The organism is Mesorhizobium sp. B2-3-5 (genome assembly GCF_006442395.1).
In the GTDB taxonomy this organism is placed as follows: domain Bacteria; phylum Pseudomonadota; class Alphaproteobacteria; order Rhizobiales; family Rhizobiaceae; genus Mesorhizobium.
The window spans coordinates 75,662-96,933 of the sequence record NZ_VFVX01000013.1 but is presented as its reverse complement, the minus strand read 5'-3'; the positions used below and the strand labels follow the sequence as shown (position 1 = coordinate 96,933).

Annotated in this window: 20 protein-coding genes and 1 riboswitch; of the genes, 13 read left to right on the top strand and 7 right to left on the bottom strand. The window is 63.3% G+C overall.

Annotated elements, in window-relative coordinates; translation table 11 throughout:
• The first annotated feature begins 136 nt into the window (after positions 1 to 136).
• The 3 genes from FJ958_RS16920 (at position 137) to FJ958_RS16910 (ending at position 2,902) form a co-directional block, all read left to right on the top strand.
• Positions 137 to 703, top strand: a complete 567-nt coding sequence (locus FJ958_RS16920) for a sigma-70 family RNA polymerase sigma factor (RefSeq protein WP_140744339.1) — start codon at positions 137 to 139, stop codon at positions 701 to 703.
• Entirely contained in the window at positions 700 to 1,368 is a 669-nt protein-coding gene (locus FJ958_RS16915; protein WP_140744338.1) for an anti-sigma factor, read from the top strand. The genes FJ958_RS16920 and FJ958_RS16915 overlap by 4 nt, the downstream gene beginning before the upstream one ends.
• Positions 1,369 to 1,507: 139 nt before the next feature.
• A complete protein-coding gene (locus FJ958_RS16910) occupies positions 1,508 to 2,902 on the top strand; it encodes a S8 family serine peptidase (RefSeq protein ID WP_140744337.1) in 1,395 nt (464 codons plus the stop codon).
• Between the two features lie 19 nt (positions 2,903 to 2,921).
• On the opposite strand, the gene FJ958_RS16905 is transcribed toward FJ958_RS16910, so the two are convergent.
• Entirely contained in the window at positions 2,922 to 3,944 is a 1,023-nt protein-coding gene (locus FJ958_RS16905; protein ID WP_140744336.1) for a substrate-binding domain-containing protein, read from the bottom strand.
• A gap of 362 nt (positions 3,945 to 4,306) precedes the next feature.
• Here FJ958_RS16905 and FJ958_RS16900 point away from each other — a divergent pair, with 362 nt between their 5' ends.
• The 5 genes from FJ958_RS16900 to ugpC all read left to right on the top strand — a co-directional run bounded on the left by FJ958_RS16900 (position 4,307) and on the right by ugpC (position 10,814).
• Complete coding sequence (locus tag FJ958_RS16900) at positions 4,307 to 5,662, top strand: ABC transporter substrate-binding protein (RefSeq protein WP_140744335.1); 1,356 nt, start codon at positions 4,307 to 4,309, stop codon at positions 5,660 to 5,662.
• A gap of 176 nt (positions 5,663 to 5,838) precedes the next feature.
• Complete coding sequence (locus FJ958_RS16895) at positions 5,839 to 6,852, top strand: sugar ABC transporter permease (protein WP_140606704.1); 1,014 nt, start codon at positions 5,839 to 5,841, stop codon at positions 6,850 to 6,852.
• 1 nt (position 6,853) lies between these two features.
• Positions 6,854 to 8,008 (top strand): carbohydrate ABC transporter permease, encoded by a 1,155-nt coding sequence (locus FJ958_RS16890; RefSeq protein WP_140744334.1) that lies wholly within the window; start codon positions 6,854 to 6,856, stop codon positions 8,006 to 8,008.
• A gap of 4 nt (positions 8,009 to 8,012) precedes the next feature.
• Positions 8,013 to 9,677: an alpha-glucosidase family protein gene (locus FJ958_RS16885; protein WP_140744333.1), complete on the top strand. Its 1,665-nt coding sequence runs from the start codon at positions 8,013 to 8,015 to the stop codon at positions 9,675 to 9,677.
• A gap of 24 nt (positions 9,678 to 9,701) precedes the next feature.
• Positions 9,702 to 10,814, top strand: coding sequence for a sn-glycerol-3-phosphate ABC transporter ATP-binding protein UgpC (gene ugpC / locus FJ958_RS16880; RefSeq protein ID WP_140744332.1), 1,113 nt, complete (start codon positions 9,702 to 9,704; stop codon positions 10,812 to 10,814).
• Positions 10,815 to 10,884: 70 nt separating this feature from the next.
• Here the strand turns inward: ugpC and FJ958_RS16875 are convergent, their stop codons facing one another.
• The 3 genes from FJ958_RS16875 to FJ958_RS16865 form a co-directional block, all read right to left on the bottom strand.
• Entirely contained in the window at positions 10,885 to 11,142 is a 258-nt protein-coding gene (locus FJ958_RS16875; RefSeq protein ID WP_140744390.1) for a DUF680 domain-containing protein, read from the bottom strand.
• 43 nt (positions 11,143 to 11,185) lie between these two features.
• The gene (locus FJ958_RS16870; protein WP_140744331.1) at positions 11,186 to 11,392 is read right to left on the bottom strand and encodes a DUF680 domain-containing protein; all 207 of its coding nucleotides are present in this window, start codon (positions 11,390 to 11,392) and stop codon (positions 11,186 to 11,188) included.
• A 73-nt stretch (positions 11,393 to 11,465) separates the two neighbouring features.
• Positions 11,466 to 11,663: a DUF680 domain-containing protein gene (locus FJ958_RS16865; RefSeq protein ID WP_140744330.1), complete on the bottom strand. Its 198-nt coding sequence runs from the start codon at positions 11,661 to 11,663 to the stop codon at positions 11,466 to 11,468.
• A gap of 494 nt (positions 11,664 to 12,157) precedes the next feature.
• Positions 12,158 to 12,359, top strand: a riboswitch (cobalamin riboswitch).
• A gap of 115 nt (positions 12,360 to 12,474) precedes the next feature.
• Between FJ958_RS16865 and FJ958_RS16860 the strand changes: the two genes are divergently transcribed.
• The 5 genes from FJ958_RS16860 (at position 12,475) to FJ958_RS16840 (ending at position 18,639) form a co-directional block, all read left to right on the top strand.
• The gene (locus tag FJ958_RS16860) at positions 12,475 to 13,722 is read left to right on the top strand and encodes an aromatic ring-hydroxylating dioxygenase subunit alpha (RefSeq protein ID WP_140744329.1); all 1,248 of its coding nucleotides are present in this window, start codon (positions 12,475 to 12,477) and stop codon (positions 13,720 to 13,722) included.
• A gap of 20 nt (positions 13,723 to 13,742) precedes the next feature.
• Positions 13,743 to 14,843, top strand: a complete 1,101-nt coding sequence (locus FJ958_RS16855; protein ID WP_140744328.1) for a hybrid-cluster NAD(P)-dependent oxidoreductase — start codon at positions 13,743 to 13,745, stop codon at positions 14,841 to 14,843.
• 40 nt (positions 14,844 to 14,883) lie between these two features.
• Positions 14,884 to 15,420 (top strand): glycosyltransferase family A protein, encoded by a 537-nt coding sequence (locus FJ958_RS16850; RefSeq protein ID WP_246679611.1) that lies wholly within the window; start codon positions 14,884 to 14,886, stop codon positions 15,418 to 15,420.
• The gene (locus tag FJ958_RS16845; protein ID WP_140744326.1) at positions 15,420 to 16,889 is read left to right on the top strand and encodes a nucleotidyltransferase family protein; all 1,470 of its coding nucleotides are present in this window, start codon (positions 15,420 to 15,422) and stop codon (positions 16,887 to 16,889) included. The genes FJ958_RS16850 and FJ958_RS16845 overlap by 1 nt, the downstream gene beginning before the upstream one ends.
• A 166-nt stretch (positions 16,890 to 17,055) precedes the next feature.
• A complete protein-coding gene (locus tag FJ958_RS16840; protein WP_210243449.1) occupies positions 17,056 to 18,639 on the top strand; it encodes a hypothetical protein in 1,584 nt (527 codons plus the stop codon).
• A 6-nt stretch (positions 18,640 to 18,645) separates the two neighbouring features.
• On the opposite strand, the gene FJ958_RS16835 is transcribed toward FJ958_RS16840, so the two are convergent.
• From FJ958_RS16835 to arfB, 3 genes are all read right to left on the bottom strand, one after another.
• Positions 18,646 to 19,869 (bottom strand): glycosyltransferase family 87 protein, encoded by a 1,224-nt coding sequence (locus FJ958_RS16835; RefSeq protein WP_140744324.1) that lies wholly within the window; start codon positions 19,867 to 19,869, stop codon positions 18,646 to 18,648.
• A gap of 65 nt (positions 19,870 to 19,934) precedes the next feature.
• A complete protein-coding gene (locus FJ958_RS16830) occupies positions 19,935 to 20,570 on the bottom strand; it encodes an alpha-ketoglutarate-dependent dioxygenase AlkB (protein WP_140744323.1) in 636 nt (211 codons plus the stop codon).
• A gap of 229 nt (positions 20,571 to 20,799) precedes the next feature.
• Positions 20,800 to 21,237, bottom strand: a complete 438-nt coding sequence (arfB, locus tag FJ958_RS16825) for an alternative ribosome rescue aminoacyl-tRNA hydrolase ArfB (protein WP_140744322.1) — start codon at positions 21,235 to 21,237, stop codon at positions 20,800 to 20,802.
• Between the last annotated feature and the right edge of the window lie 35 nt (positions 21,238 to 21,272).

The following is a 21,272-nucleotide window of genomic DNA, read 5'->3' as shown; positions in this document are numbered from 1 at the left end:
CCGTGGAACGGGGAGAAGGGATACTCTGGCAACCTCCCCGCTCTTCGGTTAGCCTCCGCAAATTCCTTGGCGGAGGATGAACCTTTTTGGGCCGTTCAGCGACAGAGCAGGCAGGAGCCAGGCGGCTCGACCGGCCATGACGGCGGCGACGGAGACCGATCGCGCGCTTGTCGACCGGGTCGCGAAGGGCGACCGGGCCGCCGTGCGGCTCCTGTTCATGCGTCATCACGCGCGGGTCTACCGCTTCGTGGTGCGCCAGACGGGATCGGAAATGATGGCTGACGATATCGCGAACGAGGTGTTCCTTGAATTGTGGCGCCAGGCGCCGGGTTTCGAGGGACGTTCCGAAGTCTCGACGTGGCTGCTCGGCATCGCTCGGTTCAAGGCGCTGTCGCTGCTGCGCAAGAAGAAGGAAGACTGGATCGACGACGAGGCCGCGGCTGCGGTGCCCGACAGCGCCGACACGCCGGAAGTCGTCACCATGAAGGAAGACAAGGCCGCCGCCTTGCGGCGTTTCATCGACGCCTTGCCCGAAGAACACCGCACGGTGATCGACCTCGCCTATTATCACGGACAGTCGGTGACCGAGATCGGCGAGGTGCTCGGCATCCCGGTGGCGACCGTCAAGACCCGGATGTTCTACGCCCGCAAGAAACTCGGCGAGGCCCTCAAGGCCGCCGGTTACGACAGGGGGTGGCCATGAGCGCCGCTGAAAAGATGTCGCGCCGCGACGAAATGGAAGCGCTGCTGCCATTCTATCTGAACGGCTCTCTGGAAGGCGCGGAACTGGAAGCCGTCGAGGAGTGGCTGGCCAGCGACCCCGCAGCGATGGCGGCCCTTGGCGAGGCCGAGGCCGAATTCTCGGGTACATCAGCCGCCAATGAAGCGATCCGCCCACCCGCCGACGCGCTCAGCCGCTTCGCCAAGGCGCTCGACGCCGAGGCAGGACCGGCGCGGATGCCGACCGGCTCGTCCTGGCTGGCGCAAGCCTGGGGCCGCTTCATGGCGGTACCCGTCGGCGTCGCCTGGGCGGCGGCAGCGGTCCTGCTGGCGCTGATCGTGGTGCAGTCGCTGGTGCAGCCGGGCGGCAAGGGCAAGGATTTCGAGATTGCCGGCGCCGAGGACGATCTGGCGAAGATGCCGTTCGCGCTGGTCAAGTTCAAGCCGGATGCGAAAATGTCCGACGTTTCCAGCTTCCTCGGCGGCAATGGGCTGAGGATCATCGGCGGGCCGACCGCCGACGGCGTGTTCCGGCTCGCCATTCCCGCAGCCAACACGGCCGACTACAGCAAGGAGCTCGGCCTTATTGCCGCCCAGCCTTTCATCGAGACTGTGAGCGAGGGAAGGAAACCGGCTGATGGCGGCTAAGGCGGTCATTCGATTTGCGGCGATCCTGGAGCGGTTCACGGTTTCACCGAAACGTAAACCCGCTCCGTCTGCTTTCCTTTACGCAATTCCGGACGGAAAACCGCTACGCACTTTTGCTGGAATTGCTCTGGCGGCGGCGATGACAATCGCCGCCGTGCCTGCCTCGGCGCAGACCAACGGTACCAATCCCGACGGCACGAAAATCGACTGTCGCAACGGGGCCAACGCGGCCGGCGCCGATTGCGCCAAGGATGGCAATGGCGCCAAGAACAATGCCGGCGGCGCGGGTCCTGGTCAGCCGGTCTTTCTTCCCGCCCTGATCGTCGATCTGTTTCCCAACCCGGCGCCTGCGCTGGCGCCTGGGCCGGCACCACGGCCGGAACCGGCGATGCCGCCTGCCAACAACCAGGCCGGTCCGCCGCCGAGCGGCCCGATCGTGTCGCCGACCGACCTCATCGCCGTTCAGCCGCCGCGCGCCGTGGCCGGCGAATTCGTGCCCGACGAAGTGTTGGTGACGGTCGATGGCGATGGCGCCGCAGTGCAGCAGATTGCCGCCTCCTTCGGGCTTGAAGTGCGTTCGCAGCGCCAGTCGCGCCTGCTCGGCACCACTCTGGTGCGCTTCGGCATTCCCGACGGCCGCCCCGTCGGCGTGGTGCTGGCACAGCTTGCCGCCGACGGCCGCACGCAGCGGCGCGAACCCAACCACATCTACTCGCTGCAGCAGGCGGCCGGCATCGTCAACTATGCCTTCGACCGCATCGCGCTCGATTCCAAGCAGGCCAGCGGCGAGAACGTCCGTGTCGCGGTCATCGATACCGGCATCGACGAGACCAATCCGGCGCTGGCCGGTGTCATCGCCGCGCAATTCGATGCCATGCCCGATGTGCCGATCGCAAAGCGCGACCATGGCACCTCGGTCGACGGGCTGATCGCCGGTGTCGGCGCGCTGGAGGGCATGGCCCCGGGCGCCCGCATCTATCATGCCCGCGCCTTCGAGGGTGGCAAATCGACCATGGACGTCATCCTGGCCGCCCTGGACTGGGCTGCCGAGCAGAATGTCAGCATCATCAACATGAGCTTCGTCGGCCCGCAGAACGACCTGCTCGGCACCGCCTGCGGCAATGCGCGGGCGCTCGGCATGGTTCTGGTCGCAGCCGCCGGTAATAATGGACCGAAAGCGCCCTATGGCTATCCGGCGGCCTTCGACGGCGTCATCGCGGTGACCGCCACCGACGCCAGGGACGCGCTGATGCCGCAGGCCAATCGCGGCGCCTACGTTTTCATTTCGGCCCCCGGCGTCGAGATGGTGGCGCCGAGCGGCGCCGGTTCCGATGTCGTCACCGGCACCTCTTTCGCGGCGGCAATCGTGAGCGGCGCCATCGCCAACCTCATCCATGCCGCGCCCGACCGCTCGGCCGACGACATCGAGAAGGCGCTGGCTGCAACGGCGAAAGATCTCGGCCCCAAGGGGCGCGACAACGACTTCGGCTACGGGCTGCTGGACATCAAGGCAGCTGAGGCGGTTAAGGAATGAACGTTACACCTAAAACCGTCTAGACTGGCGCCCCGGCGACCGATCCCCTGACCACCAGGTCGACCGGCCAGACCTCGCCACGCGCGCCTTCTTCCAGCCCCGAGATCCGCGCCGCCAGCCGCTCTGCGACGCGCGCGCCGGCGAGACGGATGGAGGAGCGCGTCGTCGATAGCGGAACGGAAAAATTTTCGGGCCTCAGCCAGGGAAAGACGTCGTCATGAGCGATGAGCGACAAGTCGCCAGGGATGGTCAGGCCGAGGTCGCGCACCGCACGCACGACGCCCAGCGCCATGATCAGGCTGGAGCAGGCGATCGCGGTGGGCGCGCCATCCTGTTCGAGCAGGCGCCTGGTGGCGCGGTAGCCATTCTCCTCGGTCATGACGACGGAACAGACATGGCGGTCGCCCAGGGTCAGCCCGCTCGCGGCGAGCGCGCGGCGCACGCCGCGCTCGCGGTGGATGGCGAAGGTCTCGCGGTCGTCGCCATTGATCAGCGCCAGCCGCCGGTGACCGAGCTGGATAAGCAGGCGCGCCGCCTCGTGGAAGGCGCCCTCATTGTCGATGTCGAGATAGGGATAGTCGAAGCCGGAGCCTTCGCTGCGGCCATGGACGATGAACGGAATGCCGAGCGTGTTGACCAGCGCCACGCGCCGGTCGGCCGGCCATGGCGAGGAAATGTAGACGGCGTCGACCTGCCGGTTGGCGACGATGCGCCGGTAGGTCGTCTCCTGGTCGTCGGCATCGGCCGGCGACAATACGAGGTCGAGTTCGTGCGCGCGGGCATAATCGCCGAGGCCCGAGAGAAATTCGACGAAATGCGGATCGATGTCGACGGCCGCACCTGTCGGCAGGACGTAGCCGATCATGCCCGACTTGCCTGTCGCCAGCCGACGCGCGCTCGGGTTCGGGCGATAGCCATGCCGCTTGGCCGCGTCCATGACGCGCCTGCGCGTCTCCTCGTTGACCTCTGGATAGCCGTTCAGCGCACGGCTTACCGTGGTCTGCGAGAGCGCCAGCATATGCGCGAGCTGCTTGAGGTTCACAAGAGGCCTCCTTGCCTCAAAGCGCTTTTAATTGAATCGACCCAAGCGCCGCAAGGGCGCAGCCGTGAGATGGTGACCATAAGCGTGCGAGGAGTGAATTTGAAACAAAAAGTTGCTGCTGCAGTGCCAAAAACTGTGCTGCGACGCACTATTCGACCTCTAAGCGCTCGAAATTAAATCGATTAGCCTGCTGACCCTCTTGACTTCCGGTCGATTCAATGGCGAGATCGAAATAGCCAAAGCGCTTTGGAAGACTTTTCGAAAGGTTGCGGTTCCCTTGCGACTGAGTCACAGTCCTGCGGCGTCGGCGGGCGGAATGGAGGTTCCGTCCGGTGTATGTGACCCACTGGGAGGGAATACCGATGAAGAAAATGCTTTTGCTGGGTGTAGCGTTTGCCACGCTCGCCCTGAACGCGCCCGCGCAGGCCGAACTGAAGTTCAAGCCAGGCGAGGATCCGCGTTTTCACTGGGCGAATTACGAAGACCTCAAGAAAGTCGATCTCAAGGGTGAGACCCTGTCGATCTTCGGACCATGGCGTGGCGAGGACGAGACGCTTGTCCGTTCGGTACTCGATTATTTCTCCGAGGCCACCGGCGCGGAGGTCAAATATTCATCGTCCGAGAACTATGAGCAGCAGATCGTCATCGACACCCAGGCCGGCAGCCCGCCCAACATCGCCGTCCTGCCGCAGCCGGGCCTCATCCAGGACCTCGCTTCCAAGGGCGTGCTCACCCCGCTGGGCGACGACGTGGCCGCCTGGATCAAGGAGAATTACGCCGCGGGTGACTCCTGGGCCAAGCTCGGCACCTACACAGGCAAGGACGGCAAGTCCGGCTTCTACGCCTTTCCCTTCAAGATCGACGTGAAGGGGCTGGTCTGGTACTCGCCCGACAATTTCCAGGAAGCCGGCTACAAGGTGCCTAAGACGCAGGAGGAACTCGCCGACCTCGAAAAGAAGATCATCGCCGATGGCGGCAAGCCCTGGTGCATCGGGCTTGGCTCCGGCGGCGCCACCGGCTGGCCGGCGACCGACTGGGTCGAGGACCTCATGCTGCGCACGCAGCCGCCGGAAGTCTACGACAAATGGGTGAAGAACGAGATCCCGTTCAACGATCCGGCTGTGGTCAGCGCCATCGACATTTTCGGCAAGATCGCCACCGACGACAAGATGGTGGATGGGGGCGCCAAGGCGGTGGCCGCGACCGACTTCCGCGACAGCCCGAAGGGCCTCTTTACCGTGCCGCCGAAGTGCTACATGCACCATCAGGCGTCGTTCATCCCCTCCTTCTTCCCCGAGGGCGTGAAGCTCGGCCAGGACGCGGACTTCTTCTACTATCCGCCTTTCGCCTCAAAGCCGGAACTGGGCACGCCGCTGGAAGTGGCCGGAACGCTGGTGATGATCACCAAGGATTCCAAGGCATCGCGCGAATTCATCAAGTTCCTGCAGATGCCGCTCGCGCATGAATTGTGGATGGCGCAGAAGAGCTTCGTCACCCCCTTCAAGGCGGCCAACAAGGACGCCTATGGCAGCGAGGCGCTTAAGAAGCAGGGCGAGATCCTGATCGGAGCGACGACGGTGCGGTTCGACGGCTCCGACCTCATGCCCGGCAAGATCGGCGCGGGCTCCTTCTGGACCGGCATGATCGACCTGGTCGGGGGCAAGTCCGCGCAGGACGTCGCCACCGATGTCCAGAAGAGCTGGGACGCAATCAAGTAGGCCGCTGCGGCGCGACCTGAATCTTCCATATCGTCCTGCTGGATCCGGGCTACGGCCCGGGTTCGACCGGCGCCGCACACCGGATGCCTTAGCGTTTCGATTGTTCCGAACAACTGAAAGTCGGTGCATCCGGTCGCCAGCACTGCCTGGCCGATCATGCGCAGGGAGAGGGACCCATGGCGACTCAGATCTTCTCGGCCATATTTGTCATCATCATCGGCGTCGGCGGCTGTGTCGCCTATTTCTGGGGCGCCAACAAACTGCTCGACCTGATCTTCCCCTCGCGCGGGGTCTCCGGCACGGCTGCCGTCAACAATCTGCGCCGGCAGGGGTTGGTGCGGCCCTGGCTGTTCGTCGGCCCGGCTCTGATCATCCTGACCATCTACCTGATCTATCCGGTGATCGCGACGCTGTGGCTCTCCGTCTTCGACCGTGGCGGCACCAGTTTCGTAGGGCTCGCCAACTATGAATGGGCGTTGCGCGATCAGGATCTGCGAAACTCGATCCTGAACAACATCCTGTGGCTGGCGGTGGTGCCGGCGGCCTGCACCTTCCTTGGCCTGATCATCGCCGTGCTCACCGACAAGATCTGGTGGGGCACGATTGCCAAGAGCCTGATCTTCCTGCCGCTGGCCATCTCCTTCGTCGGCGCCAGCGTGATCTGGAAGTTCATCTACGAATATCGTGGTGAAGGCCAGATCCAGATCGGCCTGCTTAACGCCGTCATCCAGCATTTCGGCGGCCAGCCACAGGTGTGGATATCGCTGCCCTTCTGGAACAATTTCTTCCTGATGATCATCCTGATCTGGATCCAGACCGGCTTCGCCATGGTTATCCTGTCCTCGGCGCTGCGCGGCATTCCGGAAGAAACGCTGGAGGCCGCGGTCATCGACGGCGCCAACCCGTTCCAGATATTCTGGAAGATCATGGTGCCGCAGATCTGGGGCACCATCGCGGTGGTGTGGACCACAATCACCATCCTGGTGCTGAAAGTGTTCGACATCGTGCTGACCATGACCAACGGCCAATGGAACAGCCAGGTGCTGGCCAATCTGATGTTCGACTGGATGTTCCGCGGCGGCGGCGATTTCGGCCGCGGTGCCACGATCGCCATCATCATCATGATCGCGGTCATTCCGATCATGATCTGGAACATCCGTCAGGCCAACAAAGAGACGGGGGGGCACTGAGATGGCCGTCACCACCGGAAAGTCCTTTGTCGGCCGTTTCGGCGTCCACATCGCGGTGCTGGTCTTCGTCGTGATCTGGACCATCCCCACGCTCGGCATCCTCGTCTCGTCGCTGCGCGACAAGGATCAGATCGTCGCCTCGGGCTGGTGGAATTCCTTTGCCAGTTCCAGCCAGACCGAGGCCGGACGATTGCCGGCCGCCTCGACGCAGACCCAGAAGGACGGCAAATACGTCATCGAAGGCAACATCTTCGGCGATGGCGCCAAGCGCGCGATCAGCGCCTTCGGTGTCAAGGCCGCCGCGCCGACACAGTATCCGGCCGGCACGCCAGCGGACCTCGGTGACGGCGTGACCCTGCAGGTCAACGCCGACGGCAGTTTCGTGCTTGCCTCGCCCAAGGCGTTCGAAGGCGATCGCGGCCAGCGCGTCTATTTCGCCTCCTCGGCGCCACCGAAATTCACCACCGACAACTATCAGACCGTGCTGTTCTCGGAAGGCATCGGCCGCTCCTTCATGAACTCGCTGACGGTCACCATCCCGGCGACGGTTATCCCGATCCTGATCGCGGCCTTCGCGGCCTATGCGCTGGCGTGGATGCGCTTTCCCGGCCGCGCGCTTTTGATCGCGGTCATCATTGGCCTGCTAGTAGTCCCCCTGCAGATGTCGCTCATTCCACTGCTCAGGCTCTACAACGGCGTCGGCACTTTCTTCGGCGTACCGTCTAAGACCTATCTCGGCATCTGGCTGGCGCATACCGGCTTCGGCCTGCCCTTCGCCATCTACCTGTTGCGCAGCTACATTGCCGGCCTGCCGCGTGAGATCATGGAATCGGCGCGCATCGACGGCGCGAGCGACTTCGAGATCTTCGTCAAGATCGTGCTGCCGCTGTCTTTCCCGGTGCTTGCCTCGTTCGCCATCTTCCAATTCCTGTGGGTATGGAACGATCTCTTGGTGGCGATGGTTTTCCTCGGTACGGCGCCCGACCAGATCGTGCTGACGGCCAAGCTCAATGCGCTGCTCGGCTCACGCGGCGGCAATTGGGAGATCCTGACGACATCGGCCTTCATTACCATCATCGTGCCGCTGATCGTCTTCTTCTCCTTGCAGCGCTATTTCGTCCGCGGGCTGCTGGCCGGCTCGGTGAAAGGAGGTTGAGACAATGCAATCGGCTTTGAAGGCGACTTCGAGACCAGATCCCGCCATCGACCGTGACTGGTGGCGTGGCGCGGTCATCTACCAGATCTATCCGCGCTCCTACCAGGACTCCGACGGCGACGGCATCGGCGACCTGAAAGGCATAGTGCGGCGCCTTCCCTACATCGCCGCGCTTGGCGCGGACGCCATATGGATTTCGCCCTTCTTCAAATCGCCGATGAAGGATTTCGGCTACGACGTGTCGGACTATTGCGACGTCGACCCGATGTTCGGCACGCTTGCCGATTTCGATGCGCTGGTTGCGGAAGCGCACCGGCTGGGCCTCAAGGTGATGATCGACGAGGTGCTGTCGCACACCGCCGACATCCACCCGTGGTTCAAGGAGAGCCGGTCGAGCCGCACCAATCCCAAGGCGGACTGGTATGTCTGGGCGGACGCCAGACCCGACGGCACGCCACCCAACAACTGGCTGTCGATCTTCGGCGGATCGGCCTGGCAGTGGGACACCAGCCGCCAGCAATACTACCTGCACAACTTCCTCGCCGAGCAGCCGGATCTCAACTTCCACAACCATGAGGTCCAGGACGCGCTGCTCGACGTCACCCGCTTCTGGCTGGAGCGCGGCGTCGACGGCTTCCGCCTCGACACCATCAATTTCTATTTCCACAGCCAGGGGCTGGAGAACAATCCGCCGCTGCCGCCCGAGGAGCGTAACGACCAGACCGCGCCGGCGGTCAATCCCTACAATTACCAGGACCATATCTACGACAAGAGCCGCCCGGAAAACCTCGGTTTCCTCGAGCGCTTCCGCGCCTTGCTCGACGAATATCCGGCAACCGCCGCTGTCGGCGAAGTCGGCGATTCGCAGCGCGGGCTGGAAGTGGTCGCGGCCTACACCGCTGGCGGCAAGCGCGTGCACATGTGCTATTCCTTCGACTTCCTGGCGCCTGAAAAGATCAGCGCCGCCAAGGTCCGCTCGGTATTGGAAGCCTTCGGCAAGGTCGCCAGCGACGGCTGGTCGTGCTGGGCGTTTTCCAACCATGACGTGATGCGCCCGGCCTCGCGCTGGGCCGCCAATGAGGCTGACCCGATCGCCTATCTCAAGGTCATTTCGGCATTGCTGATGTCGCTGCGCGGCTCGGTCTGCATCTACCAGGGCGAAGAGCTGGGGCTCGGCGAGGCCGATCTGCGCTTCGAGGATCTGCAGGATCCCTATGGCATCCGCTTCTGGCCGGAATTCAAGGGCCGTGACGGCTGCCGCACGCCCATGGTGTGGGACGGCAGCGCCAAGAACGGCGGATTCTCCCAGGCAAAGCCCTGGCTGCCGGTGCCGGCCAAGCATCTGTCGCAGGCGGTCAACGTGCAGCAGGGCGACGACACGTCACTGCTCGAGCACTACCGGCGCTTTCTCGCCTTCCGTCGCGCCCATCCGGCGCTGGCCAAGGGCGATATCAATTTCATCGAAAGCCAGGGCGACACCGTCGCCTTCAAGCGCCGGGCGGGCTATGAGCAGATCGTCTGTGTCTTCAATCTGAGCGCCAAGCCGGCCGAGGTTGACCTTGGCGGCGGATCGCTGCAACCTTTGCCGGGACACGGATTTTCCGGGAAGGCGGACGCAGGCACCATCCGCCTCGGCGGCTACGGCGCCTGGTTCGGGCGCACAGACTGAATTTCAAATCACTGGGAGAAAATCATGGCCGATGTCACGCTGAGACAGGTGAAGAAGTCCTACGGCAATCTCAACATTCTCCACGGCATCGACCTCGACATCAAATCGGGCGAGTTCATCGTCTTCGTCGGCCCGTCGGGCTGCGGCAAGTCGACCTTGCTGCGTTCCATCGCCGGGCTGGAGGAGATCACCTCGGGTGAGCTCAAGATCGACGGCGAGGTGGTCAACGACGTGCCGCCGTCGAAGCGGGGCATCGCCATGGTGTTCCAGTCCTACGCGCTCTATCCGCACATGACCGTCTACGACAACATGGCGTTCTCGATGAAGATCGGCAAGGAAAGCAAGGCCGAGATCGACAAGCGCGTGCGCCAGGCTGCGGAAATCCTGCAGCTGACCAAATATCTCGACCGTCTGCCCAAGGCGATGTCGGGCGGTCAGCGTCAGCGCGTCGCCATCGGCCGCGCCATCGTGCGCAATCCGAAAGTGTTCCTGTTCGACGAGCCGCTGTCGAACCTTGACGCGGCGCTGCGTGTCGCCACGCGTATCGAGATCGCCAAGCTCAAGGAATCGATGCCCAAGACGACCATGATCTACGTCACCCACGACCAGGTCGAGGCGATGACGCTGGCCGACCGTATCGTGGTGCTGAAGGAGGGCCATATCGAGCAGGTCGGAACACCGATGGAACTCTACAAGAGGCCCGGCAATCTGTTCGTCGCCCAGTTCATCGGCTCGCCGGCCATGAACATCCTGCCGGCGACCGTCGACAGGACCGGCAGCCCAACCGTCGTTAGCCATGTCGGCGGCCGCAAGGCGACAGTGCCGATCGCAACGCCGGCATCTGCGAAGGGAGCGGCGGTAAGCTTCGGCGTACGGCCGGAAGATCTCGCGATCGCCGGCGGCACGGACTATCTGTTCGAGGGGACGGTCGATTATGTCGAACAGCTCGGCGAGGTCCAGCTGGTCTATGTCGACATCGGCAGGGCCGACCTGCCGCTGGTGACCAAGCTGCCTGGCAATGTCGAGGTCAAGCGCGGCTCGACGCTGCGGCTGACCGCCGATGCCGGCGACCTTCATATCTTCGACGCGGACGGCCGCTCCTTCGCGCTTCACGAGATAGAGGCAAAGGCGGCCTGAAACAGGTTCTGGTGATGAAAAAGAGCCGCGGGCATCGGCCTGCGGCTCTTTTTGTATTCCACATCAGCTATTAACGGCCGAAGAGGTTCCGGTCGCTGCCCTGTGGGGCGGACTTCTGGACGTCACCCGACGAATTGAGCAGTTTGTAGACAGGCGACTCTTCGTTGCGGATCGAGCCGGTATGCGAAGCGTCTATGTTGGCGGTCGTCGCCTGCTTGTTGATGTCGGTGCCGCCAACATTGTCGTTGGCCGCATAGGCGCTGCCGGCGGCAATCAGAAGTGCGGCGGCGGTAGAACAATCTTTTTCATTTCGGGTACTCCGGTATATTCCAACTCAGGCGGCGGGCTTGCCGCCGCCTGATGTCGGAAAGTTAGTTGTTGCCGAACAGGTTGCGGTCAGCACCGTGCGTGGGCGTCTGAGCCGCCGGTTCGGACTTCTTGATCGAAGCGGTATATGAGGTGTCGGTGGACGTGGCGGCCGGCTGGCTGGCGCCATTCGAGCCATAATTGTCACTGCCGGCGAAAGCGCTGCCGGAAATGGCCAGAATGGCGACGGCAGCAAGAGCGATCTTCTTCATTTCAAGTCTCCTGAATTCTTCGAGTGTCGCCAGGACGGCGAGTCAAAACCCGCCGCCTGCTGGAGATCGACTGTTAGTTGTTACCGAACAGGTTGCGGTCAGAACCGTGGATGGGCGTCTGGGCAGCCGGTTCCGACTTCTTGACCGAAGCGGTGTAGGAGCTGTCGACAGCGGTGGCCGCGGGGGCCTTCGAACCATAGTTGTCGCTACCAGCGAAGGCGCTGCCGGAAATGGCCAGAAAGGCGGCGGCAGTGAGGACAATCTTTTTCATTTTTTGGTACTCCAGTATTTTTCCGTCCGTCTAGCGGCGTGTCTTGGGATTAAAATCGCGTCGTTCGGACGACCCCGATGTGGGAGAGCCAGCTAGCCGTTTCCAATCACGAAGATGTTCAACGTGGACCATGAATCCACCACTTGAAATTGTACCAAGATCCCCCACATAAGATTTTTTTCCATGCAATATCAAAGTGTTAATTAAAATCGGCGCCGCCATCACCGACTGTATCGGAGGCTCAGCGTTCACACCGTCCTGCACGCACCGTCAACAGAAACGAACCGTTCGGTTCGATTTTAGAATCTGCTAATAGTCACTTTTCGAAACCGTAACCCTTTTTTGCTCCCAATCGGGGCCGACTCCCGGCGCCCGGCGCGCCGTCACCGCCATGATTCTCGCTGCCGCTGTTCGCGACCAGCTCGTTGCGCATGCGTGTCGCGCCACATGGATGCGATGTCGCTTTCATGCCGATGTCGCAAGCGCTGTCGTGGTTAGATCATGTCATCTCAGGTGCCGCTTCGTGACGACGGGGCGGAGAATTGGGAAGCCGGTCAAAGTCCGGCGCTGCCCCCGCAACGGTGGTGGAGTTCAAGTCGCAACGGGAGACCACTGGGCGAAAGCCTGGGAAGGTGTCGCGACAGTCCGCAAGGACACTCCAGAGCCCGGAAACCAGCCCGAGATATTTGAACTCGACTGATCGCGGCGGGCGGTCAAGGGGCGGATAGTGCATGTCCGGCGCTTTTACCGGCCTGCGTCCCATCCTTCCTCTCTTCCCCTCCGGTTCAGTCCTTGAATGCGAGGACAGGACATGGATGTGCGCATCGATATGCTGAGGCTCTTGAACAGCCGCAGAGAGGGCTTTTCGCTGGAACAGCCCTTCTACACCGACCCGGACTACTTCAAGCTCGACATGGAGCTGATCTGGTATCGCGACTGGCTGTTCATCGGCCATGATTGCGAATTGCCGAAGCCGGGAAGCTTCATCACCGTGCAGATCGGCGACTATCCGGTCGTGCTGGTGCGCGACCAGCAGGGCAAGATCAATGCCTTCCACAACTCCTGCCGCCATCGCGGCAGCCGCGTCTGCAACACCGACAAGGGCTTGGCCGCCAAACTGGTCTGCCCCTATCACCAGTGGACCTACGAGCTCGACGGCCGCCTGCTGTTCGCCCGCCAGATGGCCGACGGCTTCGACAAAAGCCAGTTCGGCCTGAAGCCGGTCGCCTGCGAGAGCGTGGCCGGCTACATCTTCATCTGCCTGGCCAAGGAGCCCGCCGACTTCGCACCGATGCGGGCGATGATCGAACCCTATCTCAAGCCGCACCGGCTGAGCGAAGCAAGGATCGCCTTCGAGAGCACCATCATCGAGAAGGGCAACTGGAAGCTGGTCTGGGAAAACAACCGCGAGTGCTACCATTGCGCCGGCAACCATCCGGAGCTTTGCAAGACCTTCCCGGAGGCGCCGACCGTGACCGGTGTACAGGGCGCCGACAGCGATCCGGAAATGCTGGCGCACTGGGCGAAATGCGAGGCGGCGGGCCTGGCGAGCAAGTTCCGTATCGACCCGGCCGGGCAATATCGCGCCACGCGCGCGCCGCTGCTGCGCGATGCGGTCAGCTACACGATGAACGGCAAGCGGGCGGTGAAGAAGAACCTCTCCGACAGCGTCTCGGCCGACCGCATCGGCACCCTGATGCACTATCACTATCCGACGACCTGGAACCATATCCTGATCGACCATGCCGTCACCTTCCGCGTGCTGCCGATCAGTGCCACGGAAACCGCGGTGACGACGAAATGGCTGGTGCATAAGGATGCGGTCGAGGGCGTCGATTACGATCTCGCCGAACTCATCCATGTGTGGACCGAGACCAACGATCAGGATCGCCGTATCGTCGAGGAAAACGCCTTCGGCATTCTGTCGCCGGCCTACGAACCAGGCCCGTATTCGGAGCTGCATGAGGGCGGCGTGATCCAGTTCGTCGACTGGTATGCGCGCTTCATTGGTCCGCGCCTCGCCGAGGATGGTCGACCAGCGCTCCGCAGTGTCGCCTGAGAGGCCAAGGGATGAACGCGATGACTGATCTTGGCCTTTACCGCCATCTCGACCAGATGGCGCCATGGAACGACAGGCTCCAGGTGCTGGAAGTGACCGGCGTCAGCGACGAGTCTCCTGACGTCAAGACCTTCACCTTCCGCTCCGACAACCAGACCTGGTTCCGCTACAAGCCGGGCCAGTTCGTGACGCTGGAACTGCCGACAGCCGACGGGCCGCTGATGCGCACCTATACATTGTCATCGTCGCCATCGAGGCCGTTCTCGATCGCCGTGACGGTGAAGGCGCAAGCCGGCAGCATCGGTACGCGCTGGATGTTCGACAATCTGAGGCCCGGATCGCACGTCAAGGCCTATGGGCCGGCCGGCGATTTCTCGCTGCACAGCCATCCGGCGGCAAAATATCTGTTCATCTCGGCCGGCTCGGGCGTGACGCCGATGATGTCGATGCTGCGCTGGCTGAACGACTGCGCGCCATGGACCGATGTCGGCTTCGTCAACTGCGCGCGGCGCCCCGAAGAGATCATCTTCCGCAAGGAACTCGAACTGCTCGGCGGCCATATGCCCGGCCTGTCGCTCGGCTTCATGATCGAGGAGCGCTCAAGCCGTGAGGGCTGGTACGGCCATATGGGCCGTATCGATGCCATAAGGCTGCCGCTGCTGGCGCCCGATTTCCGCGAACGCGAGATATTCTGCTGCGGTCCCGACCCTTTCATGCGGGCCGTGCGCGGCATGCTGGAAGGCGCCGGCTTCGACATGACGAAATACCACCAGGAGAGCTTCGCCGCGCCGGTGGTGGAGGAAATCCCGGCGCCGTTCGCGTCGCCCGCACAGGACGGCGCCCCTGTTCCCGTCGAAGCCGCGACAGCGATCCGCTTCGCGCTTTCGGACGTCGATGCCGAATGTGTCGCCGGCCAGACCGTGCTGCAGACGGCGCGCGCCTGGGGCGTGCGGATACCCGCGGCCTGCGAATTCGGCCTGTGTGGAACCTGCAAGGTCAAGAAAGTCTACGGCGATGTGGAGATGAGCCACAATGGCGGCATCCTCGATCATGAGATCGATGACGGCTTCATCCTGGCCTGTTGCTCCAAGCCGCTGTCGGCGTTGGAAATCGAGGCGTAATCGGTTCAAGGCCTCAACCGATCCGGGAAATCTTGCCGGCGTGATCGATGCGCTCGGCATGCCGGTGCGCCTGCTGCGGCAGGAGAATGCCGGGCCTGGCAGCGCCACGACCCGCGGCATGGCGGCGCTGACGACGCCATTCGCCGCGACGCTCGATGCCGACGATCTGTGGCTGCCGAGCAAGATCGAAAGACAGCTCGCGTATCTCGAGAGCTCTCCCGCGACATCGGGTGTCTTCTGCCATTTGCGGAACTTCCGCAACGACCTGCCCGACGCGCCCGAAGCAGCCGCCGTGCCTGGCTGGTCGCGCTCGACCATGCTGATCCGACGCGAGGTCGCCGAGACCGTCGGGCCGGTCATCGACCCGCCTGGCGGCCGTGGCGAAATGATCGACTGGATCGCCCGGGCACGCGAGGCCGGCTTCGCCCTCGATATGATGGACGAGGTGCTGGCGCTGCGCCGCATCAGACCGGGCAGCCTGTCCTATGGGCGCGACGCGGCCCGCGACCGCGGCTATCTGGAAGTGGCGCGGCTCGCCATGCTGCGGCGGGCCCTCAACAAGGCCGGTCCGGGCTGATGGCGAATATCCGCGGTATCGACCGACGCTTCCCTGATTATGGCTGGTCGTGGCCGACCGGCGGGCTCGACCAATTGCTCAAGGCAGCGCTGCTTCCGGACGAGGATGCCGCTGCTGCTTGCGCCGCGCGCTGGCTGGACGAGAACGATATCGATCTCGTCTCCTTCCGCGAGCACCGGCTGCTGGCCGCGATCTCCGACAGGTTCGGCAGGAAGCTGGCCGGCCACGCCGCCTATCCGCGGCTCGTAGGGCTGCAAAAGATGCTGTGGACCAAATCCCGCATGGCCATGCGGGAAGCCGAGCCGGCGCTGAAGGCGATGGTGGATGCCGGATGCCGGGTGATGCTGATCAAGGGCGCCAGCCGGACCGCCTTGAACGCCTCGGCGCAACGCGGCCGTGTGGCGCACGACATCGACATACTGGTGCGGCCCCACGACATGCAAACGGCCTTCGACGTGCTGCGCGACGGCGACTGGCAGATCGCTACCGGTGTCAGCCCGCAATATCTGAGGACGAGGCTGGCGTCGCTGCGCTCCATGAACTTCTTCAGGGGCAATCTGGGCGACATCGACCTGCACCAGCTTGGCTATGATGGTTCGCAGCAAAGCCAAGAAGACGACCTGGCCATATGGCAACGGGCTGTCGCGGCCGCGTTCAGCGACATCGGCGTGCTGGTGCCCTCGGCTGCCGACCGCATCGCGCTTGCCATCGCGCATGGCGGGCTCGACGCCCATACGCACAGCGACTGGCTGGTCGACTGCGTGGTGGCCATTCGCGGCGGCGATGTCGCCTGGGACGTGCTCCTCGATATCGTCGCCAGGCGTGGGCTTACCGTTGCCGCGGCGGTGGCGCTCTCCTACCTCGCGCTTGAAACCGGCGTCGCAGTGCCGGACAGCGTGCTGGCGCGCGTGCTGCAGATGGCCGACCGCACCGGTCTTTCGCGCTGGTCGGCGATGCTGCAGGCCAAGCCGCGGACCGATTTCGGTCGGCTGGTCTGGTTGTCGCGTGGCCTCGCCAAGCAATTGCGGCTGCGGCGCAAGAGCGTCCGGCTGCGGCAGGAGCCGCCAGCCAAGGCCTGGCGCGGCAGGGCAGCCCGCGCTGAGCCGGCCGAAAAGGCGGCGCTGCCGGTGTTCTCGGAATTCATACCTTGTCCGCGCACGACGGGGAACATGATGCTGGCCATCACGGTCAGGATCAGCGTGCCACCGGTCCGGCGCCGCATCGAGATGGAGATCAATGCCGATGACCACCATGTCGCCCGCCTGCGCGCCATGGCCATCAGCCGGTCCGGTCGGGAACGGGTGCTGCATTTTCGCGGCAAGGTGACGCTTGACGGCAAGAGGGATGCCTTGACGCTGGAGGCGCGTCCCTCCCGGCAGTTCCGGCAATGGGGTGATGAGGCGACAGTCGCGGCCTATGGCGCACTGCCTTTCCAGCTGATCTCGGCGACATTTTCGCCCCTGTCTTGAGCCGCGTTTGGCATCGGGGATGGGCCGGAGGCTGATACGGGCCGTTCATTCCGGCTTCCGGAAACCCTAATCCTCCTCTTTTTCTTCCTGGCTGGCGGGCAGGCTGTGCTCAGCCGACCGGTTAGAACGCCTTTAACCGCTGATCTGCTAGAGACCAACTGTTCTGATGATGAAGGCTGTTGGCATGGACTCGCCGCTTGTTGCTCCCGTCAAGCCGGCAGACTTGAAGCCTCGCCGGGCCGTGTTTCGTCTCGGCGCGCCGGTTGCCGCGACGCTGTTGGTCGTTGCCTATACGATCGCCGTGTCACTCGTCGTCGTGCCGAGCAATGTCGACGTATCGTGGCTGCTGACGGTTGGCGAGCGCGTCCTGGGCGACGAGCGGCTTTATGCCGATATCGCCGAGGGCAACCCACCTTTTTCAACCTGGCTCTATCTGCCTTTCCTCGTCATGGAACGGCTGACAGGGCTTGCAGCGGAGATTTGGGTGAGCGTGGGCCTAGCCGCGTTCGCGGTAACTTCTGTCTACTATTCCGCGCGCGTTCTAGTGCGGGGGGACGAAAAACCGCTGAAACAATGCGTCTGGATCATTCCAGCGGCGGTGTTTGTCGTGCTGTTCCTGTTCCCGCCGGATTTCGGCCAACGCGAGCAGATTGCCGTCATTGCCTTGCTGCCCTGGCTGGCATTGCTTTCGGCGCGCGACCGCGCGGCGGATTTTCGTGCAGGCAGCGTCGCCGAGCGGTTCGGAGCCGGTGTCGGCGCCGGTATCTTCGTCATGATCAAACCACCCTACAGTGTGCTCTCGCTGGCTGTGCCGGCCATGGTCATTGCGCTGCAGCGACGCTCACTCCACCCGCTTTTGACGACGGAAAATATGGTCGGCGGCACTTTGACCGTCGTCTACCTGGTTGTGCTCGCCGTTTTCATGCAGCCCTTCTTTACCGAAGTGCTGCCCTTGCTGCGCCAGGTCTATCTGCCGTTGCGCATCCCGGTGTTCGGCATGCTGATGCTGTGGCCTGTCACGATGTTCGCGGGCATGGCGGCGGCAACGCTGGTCATGGTCTATCCCGGTCGTCTCCATCGCGATGCGAAAATACTGCTTCTGGCGGGAGCGGCCTACGTCCCCGCCTTCGTCATCATGGGCAAAGGGTGGACCTATCAGGCGCTGCCGTTCCTGACATTCGGCGTCCTGGCACTGATGCTTCAGTCTATCCGGTTGAAACCGCTGCAAAGCCTGCCTGCACTAGCCAAGACTGGCGCCTTGCTTGGCTTGTTTTCGATCGTCAAGTTGATCGTGGTGCAACAAAGTCTGGCGTTTGCCCAGCCACGCAGTGATCTTGACGCAGCGGCGGTCGCCGTCAGCCGCGTCACTGATCATCCAACTTTCATGTCAATCGGTTCGCAGCTGCAGGCTGGCAACCCGCTCGCCCGGATGGTCGGCGCCCGTGTCGTGGCACGCAATCCTTCCGCCTGGATGGTCAATGATGCCGGGATTCTTATCCAGTTGGCGCAGGATCCTGCCCAGCGGCTGGATCTGGAGACCCTGCGTCAGGAATATATTCTGGCGATTGCCCGCGAACTTGCTGCCAAGCGACCGGACATCGTGGTAGACGACGGAACGGCAGAGCCGCGTGCGCCAACGCCCTTGAGGGACAATGTCACGATCGCCAAGGCGCTGGAGGGTTACCGCGCGCTGCTTCAGAACGGATCGGTGACCGTGCTCATCCGCGCCGACATCAAAGCGCGCCAATAGACACAATCAAGCTTCCGGCGACGGCATGTCGGTAGCCGCAACCGGGGCTCTGTGCTCGCGGGCAACGATGTTGGCAAGCATCCATGCCGACAGTGACAACGGCACCATCACGCCGATGCCAAGCCCGGCATTGTTTATCAGATGGGCGATGCCCGGATAGAGCCAGATCAACGCCAGAAAAATCCTGGGCATGGTGTTGCGCGTCGCGAATATATAGGCGACGGCAACGGCCAGACCGATCGTGTCGTAGCTGTAGCCGTAAGGCGTCGCCAGCGTCGCCAGCACGGCGGTGAGCACGACCCGTTCGCGATGCTCGACCTGCCGCCACGGCAACCAAGCCCAGATGGCTGCTGCGATCGCCGCAAGCGTGGCAATGGCCTGCAGAGCATAAGCCGCGGCCAGTCCCAAACCAGATGCACGAGCCAGGAAGAACATGGTTGCCGCATTGGACTGATAGGGCTGCGGATAAGGCGCTTCCAGTATCGCCGTCATCAAGGGGCGGGTTTCGGTCCAGAACAGTCGCCAGACATCGAATCCGAGCGAGGCTCCGGTGAACAGGAACAGCGCCGCCGATGACAGTACGGCAGCACCGATGGCGCGCCAACTGCCGCTGGCAAACAGACAGAACGGGACCAGAACGCCAAGATGAGGCTTGACCGTCAGCAACCCGAACAGCAGCCCGGCCAGGATCGGCCGCTTCGGCGCCGCCGCCAATCCGCCAACGAGCAAGGCCGTCGTCAAGGCGCCGTTTTGGCCGAAGGCCGCATTGATCAGCACGGCCGGACAGACAAGGATGGCCACTTCGACAAGCGTGCCCAGTTTCAGTGGCCGTACGGCCAGCCAGAGGCAAAAGAGGGTGCCGAACGTCCAGACGAAGTAGGCTGAAAAGATCGGCAACAGAGCAAGCGGCGCGCCGAAAATCAGGATGCTGGGCGGATAGCTCCACTCCTGATTGGGAAGGTCTGGCGAAAACAACTGCCGCAGACTTGCGCGATAGCTGTCCATGTCGAACAGGAACGCGACATGCCCATCAAGCGCCATACGTCCACCCGCCCACAGGTTTGTAAAGTCCCAATAGGGCATCCCGTGGCTGACCACGGACAGGCCACGCTCGTCTGACGTCCACAATCCCACATGATAGCGCAGCCCGATCAGTATCCCGGCGCACAACACAAGTGCCGCGAAACGGGCATCGGACCGGTTGGGGGCAGTCTGATTGACCGGTGCCATTGCGATCATATTCCGTGCATCCACGACCTTGGCTGCCTTAATAATGCCCGGGGGTTAAGATCGGCTTATGTAAGGGCGGCGCCCCCTTCCGGCTTCGTCACCCGGCGCAGCGTCAGATTGATCCTGCCGCCGTTTTTGAGCAGAGCCGAGGTTGAAGGATAGATGCGGTCGACGCCGTGGAAGGCGAGGCGGCCCTCGCCGCCAAGCACGACGACGTCGCCGCTCTTCAGCCTGAACGATTTGGTGGCGCCGTCGCGCGTCGTCTGGCCGACCCTGAACAGGCAGTCGTCACCCAGCGAGACGGAGATGACGGGGGCGGAGAAATCGGCCTCGTCGCGATCCTGGTGCAAGCCCATCTTGGCTTCGGCCGTGTAGAAATTGATGAGGCAGGCCTCCGGCGGATGCGGATAGCCCGACACCTGCCGCCAGAGATCGAGCAGGCCTTCGGGGATCGGCGGCCATGGCTCTCCGGTCAGCGGATGCGTCGGCTGGTAGCGGTAGCCGCGTTCCTTGTCGGTGACCCAGCCGAGCGGGCCGCAATTGGTCATGCGCACGCTCATCTCCTTGCCGGTGCGCGGCATGGCCGGCACGAACAGCGGCGCCTGCTGGACGATGCGTCTGACATTCTCGACCAGCGCCTCCTGGGCGGTGCGCGGCAGATAGGCCGGCATGTGGCGGACGCCCTTGGGCAGAACGAGCATGGGTTGCCTCGCATGGCGGTGGTGGATCGCCGCAACATGCCATTATCAAACGCGAACGGCGACCCGAAAGCGTCACGTGACGGGCTGCGGGTATTTCGGCACCAATGCGAATGCAGGCGCGGGGATAGACACTTGCAGCGGATAAGTGGAAGAGGCATCGGCACGGCAAACCAACAGCCAGGCGCCTTCGATTTCACCGCTTCGAAACGACGCGACCTTGGTGTGGTGCTTAATCGTTCTCCACCCGGCCGCGCAGCTTCTTGATCGTGCCGCGTCCGGCCTTGCTCTTCAGCCGCCGCTCGACCGCGCCTTTCGACGGCCGCGTCTTCTTGCGTGGCGGCGGCGGCGGTTCCGCCGCCTTGGCGACCAGCGCCGTGAGCCTTGCCCTTGCATCCGCCCGGTTCTGCTCCTGGGTTCGGAAGCGCCCGGCCTCAATGACGATGACGCCGTCCTTGGTGGCGCGCTGGCCGGCAAGCTTGATCGTGCGCGCGCGCACGCGTTCCGACAGGCCGGCGGCGTTGGCCGCGTCGAAGCGCAGCTGTACCGCCGTCGCCACCTTGTTGACGTTCTGGCCGCCGGGGCCGGACGAGCGGATGAAATCCTCGTGCAGGTCGCCCGGATGGATCACCGCTTCGCCTGATATGATGATGTTGTCGTCGGTCGGCATGCCGCAGTCATGGCGCGGCGGACCGAAAAAGAAAA

Coding starts and splice junctions, on each gene's coding strand:
- FJ958_RS16920 (WP_140744339.1), top strand. CDS start 137: ATGACGGCGGCGACGGAGACCGATCGCGCGCTTGTCGACCGGGTCGCG.
- FJ958_RS16915 (WP_140744338.1), top strand. CDS start 700: ATGAGCGCCGCTGAAAAGATGTCGCGCCGCGACGAAATGGAAGCGCTG.
- FJ958_RS16910 (WP_140744337.1), top strand. CDS start 1,508: ATGACAATCGCCGCCGTGCCTGCCTCGGCGCAGACCAACGGTACCAAT.
- FJ958_RS16900 (WP_140744335.1), top strand. CDS start 4,307: ATGAAGAAAATGCTTTTGCTGGGTGTAGCGTTTGCCACGCTCGCCCTG.
- FJ958_RS16895 (WP_140606704.1), top strand. CDS start 5,839: ATGGCGACTCAGATCTTCTCGGCCATATTTGTCATCATCATCGGCGTC.
- FJ958_RS16890 (WP_140744334.1), top strand. CDS start 6,854: ATGGCCGTCACCACCGGAAAGTCCTTTGTCGGCCGTTTCGGCGTCCAC.
- FJ958_RS16885 (WP_140744333.1), top strand. CDS start 8,013: ATGCAATCGGCTTTGAAGGCGACTTCGAGACCAGATCCCGCCATCGAC.
- ugpC (WP_140744332.1), top strand. CDS start 9,702: ATGGCCGATGTCACGCTGAGACAGGTGAAGAAGTCCTACGGCAATCTC.
- FJ958_RS16870 (WP_140744331.1), bottom strand. CDS start 11,392: ATGAAGAAGATCGCTCTTGCTGCCGTCGCCATTCTGGCCATTTCCGGC.
- FJ958_RS16865 (WP_140744330.1), bottom strand. CDS start 11,663: ATGAAAAAGATTGTCCTCACTGCCGCCGCCTTTCTGGCCATTTCCGGC.
- FJ958_RS16860 (WP_140744329.1), top strand. CDS start 12,475: ATGGATGTGCGCATCGATATGCTGAGGCTCTTGAACAGCCGCAGAGAG.
- FJ958_RS16855 (WP_140744328.1), top strand. CDS start 13,743: ATGACTGATCTTGGCCTTTACCGCCATCTCGACCAGATGGCGCCATGG.
- FJ958_RS16845 (WP_140744326.1), top strand. CDS start 15,420: ATGGCGAATATCCGCGGTATCGACCGACGCTTCCCTGATTATGGCTGG.
- FJ958_RS16840 (WP_210243449.1), top strand. CDS start 17,056: ATGATGAAGGCTGTTGGCATGGACTCGCCGCTTGTTGCTCCCGTCAAG.
- FJ958_RS16835 (WP_140744324.1), bottom strand. CDS start 19,869: ATGGCACCGGTCAATCAGACTGCCCCCAACCGGTCCGATGCCCGTTTC.
- FJ958_RS16830 (WP_140744323.1), bottom strand. CDS start 20,570: ATGCTCGTTCTGCCCAAGGGCGTCCGCCACATGCCGGCCTATCTGCCG.
- arfB (WP_140744322.1), bottom strand. CDS start 21,237: ATGCCGACCGACGACAACATCATCATATCAGGCGAAGCGGTGATCCAT.